This window comes from Acetobacter senegalensis (genome assembly GCF_001580995.1).
GTDB lineage: Bacteria > Pseudomonadota > Alphaproteobacteria > Acetobacterales > Acetobacteraceae > Acetobacter > Acetobacter senegalensis.
Genome location: NZ_LHZU01000134.1, coordinates 62,871 through 77,659, shown reverse-complemented (window position 1 = coordinate 77,659; position 14,789 = coordinate 62,871). Strand labels below are relative to the sequence as shown.

The following is a 14,789-nucleotide window of genomic DNA, read 5'->3' as shown; positions in this document are numbered from 1 at the left end:
TTGCGTAAATCAGGAGTTATGAAAATGAGTCTTCTCTATGGATATGGTAATACTGTAACAGACAGTGGTAGCTACACATTAGTTCCCACAGGATGGGTTCTCGGATTGCTTTCCATAGGAGGAGCAAGTGTAACATTTACCGGAGATATTACCGATACATTATCGTTTGGAGCTTCATTAATAAGTGCAGTTAACCCCTATATTGTTACGGCAGAAGACGGTGCAAACGTTACAGTTGATGTTTCATCAAGTGTTCTTGGTGCCTTAACGGGATCTTCTTTTACCGCCAATGGTGGGACTATAACTATTACTGGAGATAACGCTATTTCTGCTCTAAGCGGAAATAGTTATACAATTGAGAACGGCGGCACTATAAATCTAGGAACGCTCTCAACATCAGAAATCAGTGCATTAGGCGGCTCAACTATCACCTTTGGTGATGGTGGCGGCACCTTGGTGATTACACCAGCTAGTGGAGTAACACTTTTAACTTTCAGTAATATTTCCGGCTTTGGAAACGCTGGATCTACTATAGAAATACCTGGAGCTGGTGAAGTTATAAATGCAACATATGACAGCACTTCAGGCACCACAAGCATTACAACAGATACTGGGGTTACGGTTGAAGTTTCTGGTGATTACACCGCTTCCAATAACTCTCTGTATCAACAAGAAAGTGGTGGAAATCTGTACATCAGTGCTTCTTCGACCAATAGCTTAGGAACAAGCGCTATCCTTGTCTGCTTCCTATCTGGCAGCATGATCCGTACATCGAAAGGTGATGTTGCGGTAGAAGATATCCAGATTGGCGATCAGGTTGTTACTTTTGACTGGCGAAACAATCAGGATGTCATTCGTACGGTTATATGGACCGGTAAAGCACGTGCTACAGTCCGCCCTGACCTCCCAAACGATGAAGCAGGCTGGCCTGTGCGTGTGCTCAAAGATGCCATCGCCGATGGTGTGCCTTACAAAGACATGCTGATCACCGCAGAACACTGCCTGTTCTTTAGAGATCGGTTTGTGCCTGTGCGCATGCTCGTCAACGGTGTCTCCATCTTCTACGACAAATCCATCTCGTCTTACGAATACTACCATATCGAAACAGAACAGCACTCCGTCATCACCGCAGATGGCATGCTCACAGAAAGCTATCTCGATACCGGTAACCGTTCATCCTTCCGTCAGAACGGTAAAGTCGCAACCCTGCATGGAACGATAAAAAACTGGACAGACGATGCTGGTGCCCCGCTGGGTGTTGAGCGTTCTTTTGTTGAGCCCCTATTCCGTGCCCTCGAATGGCGCGAAGACAAGGTTTCAGTAAAGCAGGCACCTGCTGATCTTGAACTGACCAGTGATCCGGACCTGCATTTGGTGACGGATACAGGTGCTGTTGTGCGTCCGATGCGTAAGACAGCGCATGAATATAGTTTTATGCTGCCTCCTTCCACACAGTCTGTGCGGATTGTTTCACGTGCCAGCCGTCCTTCTGATGTGATTGGTCCCTTTGTGGATGATCGCCGCTACATGGGGGTTGCGGTTGGAAAGGTTCGTCTGTTCTGCGCAAAACAGCAGTTTGATATTACATCGCACCTGATCGCTGAAAAGCCTGCTGGTTGGCATGCTGATATGGCTTGGGACGGTGTTGCGTGGACAAGCGGTAACGCTGAACTCCCGTTGGGTGAGCATCTGTCCAATGGGAAAATGGGCATCCTGTCCATTACCGTTCGTGCTGCTGGCCCTTATATTAAGGACAGCCAGGCAATGACAAAATCGGTAAAATCTGCTTAATCACCTTAATAGTTTAAGCCCTTATGCAGGCCCTGTCTTTTTTGATAGGGTCTGTTTTTGTTATAGGTTTCTGGAGAGCCTGAAGAAGGGGTTGTCGACGCTTGGGGATGTCTAGTCCTTGTTTGTGGGTTTTTTGTTTTCAAAGCCCCGCCACCTCAACACAATAGGGTTCTATACGTTTTTCGTATATGTTGATCGGTGTTTGATTCATATTGCGTATGACTTCGCAGGCTCAATTTCTGAGGCGCAGAGACTCATTGTCCTCTCTCGGGGTCATCATACCAGCCAAAGTACACAGGGCACTCTACGAGCTTCTATGGCGACCAGAAGCAGCTATGATAGCCTAAAGCACAGCCAACACACGGGACACTCCTGCGGCTGTCCATGTGGTGGTGCCTCTCGCTGTCCTGATGCCTTGCTCAGACAAACGGGCTGCCACCTGCCTCAAAGACAACCCAGAAGCAGACAGGTGCTGAATGAGCGGACCAACCCCTTCTGCAAAGGCTCTAGAGCTCTCTTGGCGGGCTTTTACAGAGAGCCGGTAGTCAACCTTGGGGGCTCCTGTCCGGTAGCCTCCTAGCGTCTTTCCTCTGGCCTTTGCAGCAGCCAAGGCCGCTTTGGTGCGGGCAGAGATAGCCTCTCGCTCTTGCTGGGCCACCAAGGCCATGATGCCAACCGTTAGCCTGTTCGCGTTGGGCATGTCCGCAGCCACAAACTCAATGCCTGCCTTTTCCAGACCAAGGAGGAAATGAGCATCACGTGAAAGCCGGTCTAGCTTGGCTATCAGCAGCACGGAGCCCGTCAGCCTGCACCGCTCCATGGCCTCCAAGAGTTTAGGCCGATCATTCTTCTTCCCGCTTTCAATCTCAGTGAATGAGGCCAGCACCTTTCCGCTGGTCTGTGACACATACAAGGCCACAGCAGCCTGTTGTGCCTCAATACCAAGCCCTGAAGCTCCTTGGCGGCTTGTGCTCACACGGAAGTAGGTGATGAAGGTTGTCATGGTCTGCCAGTCTCTGTTGCCTTGTATCGTTAGTGTCAACGCTCGTTGGCATTTTCGATACACATAGAAGAAGACAGTATGAATCCCAAAAGATGAATCTCTAAGATTCGGGTTCTGAATAGATCATGCCGGTCATAGTCTTGGGCAAAGCGATTTTGCACCATCAGAAAGCCAGCTCCGGCAGGCGGACCAGATCGGCTTAGGAGTCCCAACGGGCCACCGCATCGGGCTCTGAGATGGCAGCAGCTTCAAAATAGGGGCTAAACCCCCAAACGTTGTTGTTGTTCGACGTTGTTGAGTAGGGTTCCCCCTCCTGAAAACTGCGATCTCTTCACGGAAAGAATATGCCATGCAATAATAGCAAATCAGGACGGCTTGTTGGCACTACCAACACGGAATAGGGTCTATCGGTAGTAGTTTTTTAGGGAAAATTGGCAGTTTTCTGCGGGTTCTTGATGTTTCTGGCGTAAGGTCCCTCTCTCTCCGCCACGATACGATTTACCCTATAAAAAATGACCCATACCAAGCTGCAGTTATACTGCTGTGGTGTGTCGCCACATGGGCCGCGTGACGTATCGACAGGTATGGGCGGCTGTCTGGTTCGGCGAGTGGGTCATTGCGCAGGCGGTATCCGTTTTCCTCGATCTCGCCACCGTTGTTCTTTGCTCGCAAAAAACAATGCTGAAATATTTATGCGTCACACAGAAATAACACTCTTTCTTTACGCCTTACTTACGGCGTTCCGGGAAGAATGGCGGGTGGCATCTGTCAGTCTATTTTTTCTAGAGCGGAGAGATGATGACCAAGTCACACGATATTTCCGACGGTGAGGTAAGTGTTTGGTGCAGAAAATACGCCGTTTCTAAATAGTATTTGAGAATAAAGAGTATTTTTTCACCAAACCGTGGAGGTCTGTGCAAGTGGCGGTCAGGGTGATCTGGCAAAGCATGCTTCGCTCTGCCAGAGTCCGCCAGGCGCAAAAACTCCTCACCCGGCGGACCGGGTGAGAAAGAGCTGGTTATTCGGCTGGAACGTAAACTTTTCCGCCAGCTTCACGGAATTCCTTGGTTTTTTCTTCCATGCCGGCCAGCCTGATAGCGTCTTCCTTCAGGTCCTGGCTGATCCGCATGGAACAGAATTTCGGCCCGCACATGGAGCAGAAATGCGCTGTTTTATGCGCTTCACGTGGCATGGTTTCATCGTGATAGGCGCAGGCGGTATCAGGATCGAGCGAGAGGTTGAACTGGTCTTCCCACCGGAAGGTAAAGCGTGCGCGGCTCAGGGCGTCATCCCGCAGTTTGGCGGCCGGGTGGCCTTTGGCCAGATCCGCCGCGTGGGCTGCAAGACGGTAGGTGATGACACCAGTTTTCACATCATCCCGGTTTGGTAGGCCCAGATGCTCCTTGGGGGTGACGTAACACAGCATAGCGGTGCCAAACCAGCCGATCATGGCCGCCCCGATGGCGGAGGTAATGTGGTCATACCCCGGTGCAATATCTGTGGTTAACGGGCCAAGCGTGTAGAACGGGGCTTCTCCACATTCCCGCAACTGCTTGTCCATGTTTTCCTTGATCTTGTGCATGGGCACATGGCCCGGCCCTTCGATCATTACCTGACAGCCTTTTGCCCACGCGATCTGTGTCAGTTCGCCCAGTGTTTCCAGTTCGGCAAACTGTGCGGCGTCGTTTGCATCGGCAATGCTGCCGGGGCGCAGGCCATCGCCAAGCGAGAACGAAACATCATAGGCCCGCATGATATCGCAGATTTCTTCAAAATGCTCATACAGGAAGCTCTCACGGTGGCCGTTCAGGCACCAGCTTGCCATGATGGACCCGCCACGGGAGACAATGCCCGTTACGCGGTTGGCGGTAAGCGGCACGTGTTGCAGGCGTACACCAGCATGGATGGTAAAGTAGTCCACGCCCTGTTCCGCCTGTTCAATCAGCGTATCACGGAACACGTCCCAGCTCAGTTTCGCAACATCCCCGCCCACTTTTTCAAGTGCCTGATACAGCGGCACGGTGCCAATGGGGGTGGGGGCGTTGCGCAGAATCCAGTCACGAATGTTGTGGATGTTGCGGCCCGTTGAAAGATCCATCACCGTATCCGCACCCCAGCGGATGGACCACACCAGCTTTTCCACTTCGTCCGCTGCGGAGGACGTGACGGCGGAGTTGCCGATATTGGCGTTTATTTTCACCAGAAAGTTGCGGCCAATAATAACGGGTTCAAGTTCCGGGTGGTTGATGTTGGCGGGAATAATGGCGCGACCGCGGGCAATTTCTTCACGCACAAATTCCGGGGTGACAAATTCGGGCAGCGCTGCGCCAAAGGAATTGCCATCCTGAAGGCGTTCCGTTGCACCTTCTGCTGCTTTCAGGCGGCCCAGATTTTCACGGTGCGCTACATAGATCATCTCTTCCGTGATGATCCCGGCCTTTGCGAATTCATATTGCGTGACCATCTGGCCATCAGCCCCCTTCAGCACACGGTGCGGAGCAGGACAGGGGGCGACGAGATGATCGCCAGAAGCGTTGCCGTTGTCTTCGGGGCGCACTTCACGCGGGGCAATGGGGCTGAAGCCACGACGGGCCAGCCAGGGGGTGCGTACTTTGGGCAGGCCCTGCCGCACGTCAATCTGCTCTTCTGGGTCTGTGTAGGGGCCGGAGGTGTCGTACACGCGCAGTGGCGGTTCATTAGCGGAAGGATCAAGCGCTATTTCACGGAATGGCACGCGAATATCCGCGTGGCCTTCCGGGCTGGAATACACTTTGCGAGACCCCCGAATGGGGCCTGTGGTCACATGGCCCGGTGCGGGTGCAGTCGTGTTGGCCGGGCGTGGGTTGCCGGTATGGGTACGCTCTGAAGTTGTGGCCTGGGTCATAACTCTCTCCTCAGCCAGAGGAGGACGGGGGCAGAAGAGGCTTCCACGGATGTAGGGAGCTCGCGCGCTCTTCTTTTGCACCAGTCCCTCCGCCGGTATTAGCCGGATCAGGTTCCCCGCCAGCGGCATCATGCATGCTGGCGGCAGGGTCGCCACGCCGTTGTTCTGTTTCCAGAATACAGTGGCCTCTCAGTTCCTTGCCGGAACCCCCCTTGGTCAGGAGAATGAGATAGCTTTTCGCGTTTTCCTGTCAAGGAAATTCGGGACCTGAGGCGAAAGCGGTTTCATACTTCTGCGTGTGAGGCAGAAGGGGTGGAAGAGATTCAAACACACCACTGTAACATATTTAATAAAAAAATGTAATTTCTATGCAACCGTTGAGAGATTGTGGCATTATGGTGCCATGATAGCAGAAAAGAAACGTGCTCAAGAAGCAATTGCGAATGTTGAGATTTCGCCAAACGCCCATCGTGTCTTGTGGATGGCCGCTATAGTTGCCGCCATATGCGGTGGATTATACGGTTATGACACTGGCATTATTTCCGGTGCTCTTCTTCTTATCACCAAAGACTTTCATTTGACTTCCAGCCAGGAAGAAATGGTGACCTCGGCCATCCTTGTGGGGGCGGTGCTGGGGGCGCTGAGCATTTCCTACCTGTCCGAGCGTTTTGGCCGCCGCGCCACTGTTATGGTGGTGACCGCTATTTTTGTTGTGGGCGCGGTTGCGTGTTCCTACGCGCCAGACATGACAGCACTTGTCATTGCCCGCGTTTTTCTGGGGCTGGCGGTTGGTGGTGCAACGCAGGTGGTGCCCACCTATATTTCCGAGCTGGCGCCAGCCAGCAAGCGCGGCAATCTTGTCACGTTATTTAACGTTGCCATTGGGGTTGGTATTTTTATGGCCAACCTTGTGGGCTTTACCATGCGTGATGCATGGGGATGGCGGCCCATGATCTCCGTGGCGGCCCTGCCTGCGGCTTTTGTGTTCGTTTGCATGTTTTTTCTGCCCAAAAGCCCGCGCTGGACGGCAGAGAATGAAGGTCTTGTCTCCGCAGTGGAGCAGTTGAGCCGTGTGCGAACTTCCCGCAAGGCCATCCGGCGGGAAATTCGGGAAATTCATGAAAACACCGCCAGCATGGATGAAGATGAGCGGGGCTGGAAAGGGCTTTTGCTGCCATTTGCCCGTCCGGCGCTGATTGCGGCCTTGGGTATCGCCTTCTTCACACAGGCAGGGGGGCTGGAGATGATGATCTATTATGCTCCCACCTTCCTGTCTGATGCCGGGTTTGGTAATTCCGCGGCCCTGCTGGCCAGCCTTGGTATTTCCATTGTCTATCTGGTCATGACCCTGCTGGGCTGCCTGTTTGTGGATAAAATTGGCCGTCGTCGTCTGGTGCTGATCATGGGGCCGGGCTCCGTTCTCAGCCTGATCGGGCTGGGCATTATGTTCGCTATCCATCCCGATAAAGGCAGTGTCGGCAGTTGGGTGACCATTGGCTTCATGTTGCTGTTCATGATGTTCAATGCTGGCGGCATTCAGGTGGTTGGCTGGTTGCTGGGGGCCGAACTGTTCCCGCTCCCCATGCGGGCTGCGGCAACCAGTGTGCATGCTGCCGTGCTGTGGGGGGCTGACCTTCTGGTAACAGCCACCGCACTGACTCTGGTGCATCTGGTGACACTGGGGGGCACCATGTGGGTCTATGCGGGGGTCAATCTGGCATCTGTGATCTTTGTGTATTTCTTTGTGCCAGAAACCGCTGGAGCCACGCTGGAAGATATTGAGACAGCCCTGCGGCGTGGAGAATTTACCCCCCGCCGTGGTGAAGACCCGCGTATCCGCTCCTATGATGAGGAAGAAGAGGAAGAGGCGGGTGTCTCTTCCGCAGCCTGACGTAGCCTGTTTCAGGGTGTGTTATGTGCAGAAAAGGCTCTCTTCGGAGAGCCTTTTTTATGGGGCGCAGGTGGCTTTCAGGCTTGAGTGATCGCGTCAGCGGTACACTAGGCCACCATCAATCATGACGGATTGGCCTGTCATGTAATTGGAATCCGCACTGGCCAGGTAAGCCACAAAGGCGGCAACGTCTTCCGGCGTTTCCACGCGGCCCAGTGCAATGCCTTCTACGTATTTTTTATAGGTCTCGCCCACTGGGGCACCTGTTTCCTCCGCCATGCGGCGGTCAATCTCCGTCCACATATCCGTGCCCACCACACCGGGGCAGTAGGCATTCACGGTAATGCCGGAGGACGCTAGTTCCTTGGCGGCAGCCTGTGTCAGCGCACGTACGGCAAATTTGGTGGCGGAATAAACGCCCAGGAACGCAAAACTTTCGTGCCCCGCAATGGAGCAGGCATTGATAATTTTGCCGGGGGTGCCCTGCGCTTTGAAGGTTTTTGCAGCAGCCTGAATACCCCACAACGTGCCCTGCACATTGATGCGGAAAATGGTGTCTACTTCTTCCGGCGTCACCTCCAGCAGGGAGCGCACCTGCGCAATACCGGCATTGTTCACCATGATATCCACGTGCCCCAAGGTCTGAGAGGCCTGTTCCAGCACGGAGAAAACCTGTGCGCGGTCACTGACATCCGCAGTCAGAGGTAGCGCCTTGCGGCCCAATGCCTCAATTTCTGCGGCTACGGTGGCCAGCTTGTCTTTTTTGAGGTCGGTCAGAACAATATCTGCGCCATCCTTGGCAAGGCGCAGGGCAATGCCGCGCCCGATACCCTGCGCGGCACCTGTCACAATGGCGGTTTTACCTGAAAGAGACATGTGTTTGCTTTCTCTGATGCACTGTGCAGCCAGATGCCGCACGCGGCAGAAGGCAAACCTGCACCAGAGAAAGCGTCAACCGGGCATCACGGAGGAGTGACCACAAAAAACCCGGCTTCCTTCCGAAAGCCGGGTTTTTCTGGTCGCACGCAGGGGTCAGTGCGGGCGGCTGGTGAACTGTTCCAGCCAGTGAATGGTATACTCACCCTTCTGGAATTCAGGGTCCGCCAGAATACGGCGATGCAGCGGAATGACGGTCTTGATGCCTTCCACCACAAATTCGTCCAGCGCCCGGTGCATGCGGGCAATAGCCTGCGCCCGAGTCGGAGCATGCACAATCACCTTGGCGATCATGCTGTCATAGTAAGGCGGCACCCGGTAGCCGGTGTACAGGGCGCTATCCACGCGCACGCCAAGGCCGCCCGGGGGATGATACACCGCCACCGTGCCGGGGCAGGGGGCAAAGGTATCCGGGTCTTCCGCGTTGATGCGGCATTCAATGGCATGGCCGGAGAAGGAGATGTCAGACTGGGTATAACCCAGCTCTTCCCCTGCTGCGATACGGATCTGTTCGCGCACCAGATCAACATCACACACCATTTCCGTAACCGGATGCTCAACCTGCAGGCGGGTGTTCATCTCGATAAAGCAGAACTGGCCGTCCTGATACAGGAACTCCAGCGTGCCTGCGTTCCGGTAGCCCATCTTGGCCAGAGCATCCGTAGCGGTGCGGCCAATGGCGTCACGCTGTTCAGCAGACAGAACGGGTGAGCCAGCTTCTTCCAGCAGTTTCTGGTGGCGGCGTTGCAGGGAGCAGTCACGCTCACCAAAATGCACCACGTTTCCGTGGTTGTCGGCCAGAATCTGGAGTTCGATATGGCGCGGCTTATCCAGATATTTTTCCAGATAAACGGCATCATTGCCAAAAGCCGTGCGGGCTTCCGTGCGGGCCACGCTCCAGGCTTCTTCCAGTTCGCTTGCGCTCTGCGCCACTTTCATGCCGCGTCCGCCACCGCCAGCCGTCGCCTTGATCAGAACGGGGTAGCCAACTTTTTCTGCAACCGCGCGTGCTTCTTCAAGGCTTTTCAGTTCACCGTCAGAACCCGGCACCAGCGGAACGCCAAGGGCTTCCATGGTGGTTTTGGCGGTGATCTTGTCGCCCATCATGCGGATATGGTCAGCCGTTGGCCCGATAAAGGTCAGGCCGTGGGCTTCCACCGTTTCGGCAAAATCCGCGTTTTCGGACAGAAAACCGTAACCGGGATGAATGGCTTCCGCCCCGGTTATGGTGGCGGCAGCCAGAATGGCCGCCACGTTCAGATAGGAGTCGCGTGACGCAGCAGGCCCGATACACACGGCTTCATCCGCCAGGCGCACGTGCATGGCGTCTTCATCCGCAGTGGAGTGAACCGCTACGGTCTTGATGCCAAGTTCCCGGCAGGCGCGCAGGATACGAAGGGCAATCTCGCCGCGGTTGGCGATGAGGATTTTTGAAAACATCACTCGATGATGGCAAGCGGCTGGCCGAATTCTACCGGATCGCCCGAGGCCACCAGCAGCGTCTTCACCGTGCCAGCCTTGGGAGCCTTGATCTGGTTGAAGGTTTTCATGGCTTCAATCAGCATCAGGGTCTGCCCGGCGCTGACAATCTGGCCTTCGCTCACAAACGGAGGGGAGGACGGATCAGGCGTGAGATACGCCACGCCAACCATGGGGCTGTTAACCGCACCCGGATGGCGGGAGAGGTCTGCCGGAGCAGCGGGAACCGGCGCCACCGCAGGGGCCGCTACCGGAGCCGGAGCAGCAACAGGGGCCGGAGCCACGGCCTGCACGGAAGCAGGAGCACGGGCCACACGAATGCGGCTGTCTTTCTCCGCAATTTCGATTTCCGTCAGGCCGGTGTCGGTCAGAATTTCAGCCAATGCCCGAATGGCATCTGCATCCACGAGCAATCCGCTCATTGGTCATCCTCATGTAGAATAAGATCGGTCATTGCCTGCAATGCCAGAGAATACCCTGTCACGCCTAGCCCGCAGATAACGCCAACGGCGGCGCGGGAGACATAGGACATGTGGCGGAATGGCTCGCGGCGGTGAATATTGGAGATATGGACCTCAATTACCGGCAGGTCCGTAGCCAGAAGCGCATCCAGCAGGGCAACCGACGTATGGCTGTAACCTGCAGGGTTGATGATGATGCCACGCGCCCGTTTACGGCAATCCTGCACCCAGGAGATCAGCTCACCTTCTATGTTGGTCTGGCGGAAATCAATGGCCAGATCCAGCTTGTCGGCGGCCTGGATACAGATCTGCTCCACATCATCAAGGGTGGCGCTGCCGTAAATTTCGGGCTGACGCTGGCCGAGCATGTTGAGATTGGGGCCGTTCAGCACAGCAATAAGAGGTCTTTCCATAGTGCATCGGGCCGTAGCACGATGCCACGCTGCATCCAAGAGAAGAGATTGGTATGCGGCGGAAAATTCAGGAAAAACCTGTTCCGGGCTGTCTGTTCCAGCCATTTGCCGCGGGGTGTGAGGTCAGCGGCCGGAATGCGAGGTCAACACAAAAACGCGCTGTATCTGCCTCTTTTTCGCCATGTGCCTCCGCCATGAAAGGGGAGCCTGTAAAAGGGGCCGGGGCAGAAACTGGTTGCTTTTTCAGGCATGCAACGGCTTTATTCAACCAGTTTTAATGGGTGATGGAGTGAACAAGCGGATGTCAGCCCTACGCCGGGCACTTCTTGGAAGTGTGTTTGTTATGGCCTCCATGGGGTCTGCTTCTTCTGCACGAGCAGAGGATAGCGGGCAAAGTGGCACAGCGTGGGCCGATTCTGTGCAGCGTGCTCTTGCAGCGCGTGAGCAGAAAGACCCCACGTTTTCCAACCCCGCCATGGGCAAGGGTCATCACGCTTTGCAGAAGGGCATGGCGAGCTGGTACGGTGGTCGTTTCAGCCATCGGCGTACATCCTCTGGCAGTCTTTTCAATAAAGCGAGCCTGACGGCGGCCCATCCTACCGCGCCACTGGGCAGCAAGCTGCTGGTGACGTCAGAAGACACAGGCCGTTCGGTTGTGGTCACGGTCAATGACCGTGGGCCGTATAGTCGGGGCCGTATCATTGATCTCTCGCAGGCTGCGGCAGCCAAAATTGGCATGCTCGGGGCTGGCGTTGCGCACGTGAAGATCGAACCTGCGCCGATTGAAGTTGCGTCTGCACCACAGGATGGGTCCGAATCCATCGAATCCTCTTCCGTTATGCAGTTTGAGGCCGCGCAGGGGCATACCGTGCGTCCGATCCGGCGCGCCAAACGCTCATAGAATTTCCGTCTGATAAAGTCTGTCAGCATGTTCTGGCAGGCTTGTAGACGTTAAGGGCGGCCCATGAAGTCGTCCGTTAAAGGCTTCTGTGGGGTCTTTTTGAGCCTGCAAAGGCACGCTGAAAGTCCGCGGCGAAGCCATCAGACCGAAAATCCGAGAAGGTTGGCCATGTAGATATTGGCCCGACCTGCCTGTTGGACGTGCGTCTGTCGTGGCGTCGATACAGATTTTCGGCTGGTTTTTCAGCCTCGCTGAATGCCCAGCATACGGAAGTGCGGCGTTATTGAGTGTCGCCTCTATCAAGTCACGCAAGAGGGCTGCTGTTTGCCCTTGAGGCGCTCAGTGCGGTTGGCCTCCTGCTGCGCGCGCTTCTTTCCGTCTTTTCTCGCCGTGTGCCTGTACTGTCCGGCTGGTGTTCGTTCAGCCCCTGATTATTTGTATCAGAGGTGAACGGGTTTGCGGCGTTCACCGCGTGCGTAGCTTTCCATTTCCGCGTTCAGTTCCGCACCCATCAGAATCACCCATGCGCTGACAAAGAACCACATCATGATGGCGATCACTGCCCCCAGAGGTCCGTAGGTGGCGTTGTAGCTCGCAATGTGGGCTACATAATAGGAAAAGCCTGAGGCGCTGATGATCCATGTGAGCGTGGCGAACAGTGCCCCCGGCAGAACCCACCGCCACAAAGCAGGGTGGTGACGGTCCGGGCCAAAGCGGTAGAGCACCGATGTTGCCAGAATCTGGAAGGTGAACATGATAAGCGGCCCGCTCCATCTGGCCGCAAACTCAAGGGAGCCGGGCGGAGTGGGGATGTGCAGCCACGCTGGCAGGTTCAGGAACAGAGGCAGCGCCACCATAAGGGCCAAGGTAAGAGCCGCGCCCAGCACTGCGGAGAGCGTCATGCTCAGTGCCGTGATCTGGAACACGATGAAGCTGCGGCTTTCCTTGGTGTTATAGGCAATGTTCAGCGCCGCCAGAATGGACCGTGTGGCGGCCGAGGCAGACCAGAGTGCCACGCTCAGCGAGATGACAAGATTGAAGGTAAGAGAGCTGTGCGGCTCGGCTACCAGAGTCTGGATACGGTCATAGATCAGGCTGTAGGCGCTGGGCGGCAGCAGGCTGCGCAGCACTTCAAGCTGTGGCGTGACGGTCTGCACATCAAACGCCAGCCCGTAGATGGAAATCAGGGAACTGATGGCCGGAAACAGGGAGAGGGTGGTATAGAAGGCGCAGCCTGCGGCCACCAACGTTGTGGGGCCGGAAATGAGGCTCTTGGCAGTCTGGATGAAAATGGTCTTCCAGTCCGCACGGCCGAGGTCTGATGGGCTGCGGAATGTCCGGCCAGTTTTCTCCACATCCGGATTCTGGTTTTCCAGAGGCTGGTGTTCAGCAGGCGACGGTGCGGCGGAATCACAGAGAACCTGCATCGTGCGTCAAACATCCTTCTTTGTCGTGTGGCTTGGGGCCAGAGGTTGAACCGCGAGTGACCAGGAGCGCGAACTAACAAGGCCAAAAGTTACGGGCGGTTCCCTTCACGGCAGCGGCGGTGTTCCCGAACAAGCAGGAAAAACAACGTGAAGAAACCGAAGTGAGTGGTGGTTTTACCGAGGGTATTTCTGTCATGCCATGTTTTTTTGAAAACCTTCCATTTTTGTCTTGCACTTGTGGCGGTTTGGCCTCATATGCACGCCCCTACGCAGCAACGCACGTGCCACTGGCCCTCTGAGGTTACGCAACGACGTCAAGCGTTCTGGCAATCGGGACCGCCTCATTTCTGGACGGTTCGCCTTTGGTCGCTGGTCCGTTAGACCGTTTCGCAACTCCTCTTCCTGCATGGAACACGCAGCAAGAGCCTTATATTGGGGGAATGGGTGGGATGACTCCCAAAATTGCCCGTTTTATCGCCGAACAAAAGCCGGCAACGCCTTGCCTCGTGGTCGATGTCGATCAGGTTGAAGCGCGTTACCATGCCCTGAACACCGCCCTGCCACAGGCGCGCATTTATTATGCGGTCAAGGCGAATCCTGCCATGCCCATCCTTAACCGGTTGGTTGGCCTGGGCTCCTGCTTTGATGCCGCATCCTGGGAAGAAGTTTCTCTGTGCCTGGAAGCCGGAGCGGAACCGGACGCCATTTCTTTTGGCAACACGGTGAAGAAAGTCTCCGCCATTCGCGCCGCTTATGCAGCCGGTGTGCGGATGTTCGTGTTCGACTGCCAGGAAGAGCTTGAAAAGCTGGCCGAACATGCACCGGGTGCCCGCGTCTATTGCCGCCTGCTGGTGGATAATGATGGCGCGGAATGGCCGCTTTCCCGCAAGTTCGGCACCACGCTGGACTCCGCGCGTGATCTGATGCTCAAAGCGCGGGATATGGGGTTGGACCCGTATGGTCTTTCCTTCCATGTGGGCAGCCAGCAGCTTTCTGCTGACGCCTACGAGGTTGCCATTTCTCGTGTGGCCGCTCTGTTCACTGATTTGAGTGCCGCCGGGCTTGACCTGCGCATGGTCAATCTGGGTGGGGGGTTCCCCGTCCGGTATCGGGATGATGTGCCGAGCATTGATCACTTTGCCATGGCCATCAGCCACGCCATGACCGAGCACTTCGGCAACGCGCTGCCGGAAATGCTGGTGGAACCGGGTCGCTTTATTGTGGGTGAAGCCGGGGTTGTGCGGTCCGAAGTTGTGCTGGTCAGCCGTCGCGGGCGGGAAGATGGACCGCGCTGGGTGTATCTGGACATCGGCCGCTTTGGTGGACTGGCTGAAACGGAAGGCGAATCCATTCGCTATGCCATTCGCACGGAACGCGATGGTACCCCGACCGGCCCCGTAGCAATTGCAGGCCCAACCTGTGATGGTGCGGATATCATGTATGAAAAGACAGCTTACGAACTGCCTTTGGGACTGACGGCTGGTGAGCAGGTGGACCTGCTTTCTACCGGCGCCTATGTGTCCACTTATTGCTCCACCCGGTTCAATGGCTTCAAGCCGCTGACCGAGCATTATATCTGATCTGGTATGTTTAGCAGGCACAG

11 protein-coding genes are annotated in these 14,789 nt (G+C 55.6%); 4 read left to right on the top strand and 7 right to left on the bottom strand.

Annotation, left to right across the window (positions count from 1 at the left end):
- Window positions 1-24 precede the first annotated feature (24 nt).
- Window positions 25-1,791: a Hint domain-containing protein gene (locus tag AD948_RS17765; RefSeq protein ID WP_082782396.1), complete on the top strand. Its 1,767-nt coding sequence runs from the start codon at window positions 25-27 to the stop codon at window positions 1,789-1,791.
- 343 nt (window positions 1,792-2,134) lie between these two features.
- Here AD948_RS17765 and AD948_RS10400 read toward each other — a convergent pair whose 3' ends face one another.
- A complete protein-coding gene (locus AD948_RS10400; RefSeq protein ID WP_061471830.1) occupies window positions 2,135-2,794 on the bottom strand; it encodes a recombinase family protein in 660 nt (219 codons plus the stop codon).
- A 1,018-nt stretch (window positions 2,795-3,812) separates the two neighbouring features.
- Window positions 3,813-5,678, bottom strand: a complete 1,866-nt coding sequence (thiC, locus tag AD948_RS10395; RefSeq protein ID WP_050942330.1) for a phosphomethylpyrimidine synthase ThiC — start codon at window positions 5,676-5,678, stop codon at window positions 3,813-3,815.
- A gap of 403 nt (window positions 5,679-6,081) precedes the next feature.
- On the opposite strand from thiC, the gene AD948_RS10390 reads away from it, so the two are divergent.
- Complete coding sequence (locus tag AD948_RS10390) at window positions 6,082-7,569, top strand: sugar porter family MFS transporter (RefSeq protein WP_039904594.1); 1,488 nt, start codon at window positions 6,082-6,084, stop codon at window positions 7,567-7,569.
- A gap of 96 nt (window positions 7,570-7,665) precedes the next feature.
- On the opposite strand, the gene AD948_RS10385 is transcribed toward AD948_RS10390, so the two are convergent.
- The 4 genes from AD948_RS10385 to aroQ form a co-directional block, all read right to left on the bottom strand.
- Window positions 7,666-8,445, bottom strand: coding sequence for an acetoin reductase (locus AD948_RS10385; RefSeq protein WP_006558888.1), 780 nt, complete (start codon window positions 8,443-8,445; stop codon window positions 7,666-7,668).
- Window positions 8,446-8,601: 156 nt separating this feature from the next.
- The gene (accC, locus tag AD948_RS10380; RefSeq protein ID WP_006558886.1) at window positions 8,602-9,945 is read right to left on the bottom strand and encodes an acetyl-CoA carboxylase biotin carboxylase subunit; all 1,344 of its coding nucleotides are present in this window, start codon (window positions 9,943-9,945) and stop codon (window positions 8,602-8,604) included.
- Window positions 9,945-10,406 carry an acetyl-CoA carboxylase biotin carboxyl carrier protein gene (accB, locus tag AD948_RS10375; RefSeq protein WP_039904583.1) on the bottom strand — a complete coding sequence of 154 codons (462 nt, stop codon included), beginning with the start codon at window positions 10,404-10,406 and terminating at the stop codon, window positions 9,945-9,947. The genes accC and accB overlap by 1 nt, the downstream gene beginning before the upstream one ends.
- Window positions 10,403-10,858, bottom strand: a complete 456-nt coding sequence (gene aroQ / locus AD948_RS10370) for a type II 3-dehydroquinate dehydratase (protein WP_006558884.1) — start codon at window positions 10,856-10,858, stop codon at window positions 10,403-10,405. Before aroQ ends, accB begins: the two co-directional genes overlap by 4 nt.
- Before the next feature lie 301 nt (window positions 10,859-11,159).
- Here aroQ and AD948_RS10365 point away from each other — a divergent pair, with 301 nt between their 5' ends.
- Window positions 11,160-11,759: a septal ring lytic transglycosylase RlpA family protein gene (locus AD948_RS10365; protein WP_061471850.1), complete on the top strand. Its 600-nt coding sequence runs from the start codon at window positions 11,160-11,162 to the stop codon at window positions 11,757-11,759.
- A 440-nt stretch (window positions 11,760-12,199) separates the two neighbouring features.
- Here the strand turns inward: AD948_RS10365 and AD948_RS10360 are convergent, their stop codons facing one another.
- Window positions 12,200-13,186 carry a YihY/virulence factor BrkB family protein gene (locus AD948_RS10360; protein WP_061471829.1) on the bottom strand — a complete coding sequence of 329 codons (987 nt, stop codon included), beginning with the start codon at window positions 13,184-13,186 and terminating at the stop codon, window positions 12,200-12,202.
- Window positions 13,187-13,635: 449 nt separating this feature from the next.
- Here AD948_RS10360 and AD948_RS10355 point away from each other — a divergent pair, with 449 nt between their 5' ends.
- On the top strand, window positions 13,636-14,766 hold the full coding sequence (locus AD948_RS10355) for a type III PLP-dependent enzyme (protein WP_006558878.1): 1,131 nt from the start codon (window positions 13,636-13,638) through the stop codon (window positions 14,764-14,766).
- Window positions 14,767-14,789: the final 23 nt, after the last annotated feature.

What these genes read in the sequence shown, in the direction of transcription:
- AD948_RS17765 (WP_082782396.1), top strand. Translation starts at nt 25, where the DNA reads ATGAGTCTTCTCTATGGATATGGTAATACTGTAACAGACAGTGGTAGC.
- AD948_RS10400 (WP_061471830.1), bottom strand. Translation starts at nt 2,794, where the DNA reads ATGACAACCTTCATCACCTACTTCCGTGTGAGCACAAGCCGCCAAGGA.
- thiC (WP_050942330.1), bottom strand. Translation starts at nt 5,678, where the DNA reads ATGACCCAGGCCACAACTTCAGAGCGTACCCATACCGGCAACCCACGC.
- AD948_RS10390 (WP_039904594.1), top strand. Translation starts at nt 6,082, where the DNA reads ATGATAGCAGAAAAGAAACGTGCTCAAGAAGCAATTGCGAATGTTGAG.
- AD948_RS10385 (WP_006558888.1), bottom strand. Translation starts at nt 8,445, where the DNA reads ATGTCTCTTTCAGGTAAAACCGCCATTGTGACAGGTGCCGCGCAGGGT.
- accC (WP_006558886.1), bottom strand. Translation starts at nt 9,945, where the DNA reads ATGTTTTCAAAAATCCTCATCGCCAACCGCGGCGAGATTGCCCTTCGT.
- accB (WP_039904583.1), bottom strand. Translation starts at nt 10,406, where the DNA reads ATGAGCGGATTGCTCGTGGATGCAGATGCCATTCGGGCATTGGCTGAA.
- aroQ (WP_006558884.1), bottom strand. Translation starts at nt 10,858, where the DNA reads ATGGAAAGACCTCTTATTGCTGTGCTGAACGGCCCCAATCTCAACATG.
- AD948_RS10365 (WP_061471850.1), top strand. Translation starts at nt 11,160, where the DNA reads ATGTCAGCCCTACGCCGGGCACTTCTTGGAAGTGTGTTTGTTATGGCC.
- AD948_RS10360 (WP_061471829.1), bottom strand. Translation starts at nt 13,186, where the DNA reads ATGCAGGTTCTCTGTGATTCCGCCGCACCGTCGCCTGCTGAACACCAG.
- AD948_RS10355 (WP_006558878.1), top strand. Translation starts at nt 13,636, where the DNA reads ATGACTCCCAAAATTGCCCGTTTTATCGCCGAACAAAAGCCGGCAACG.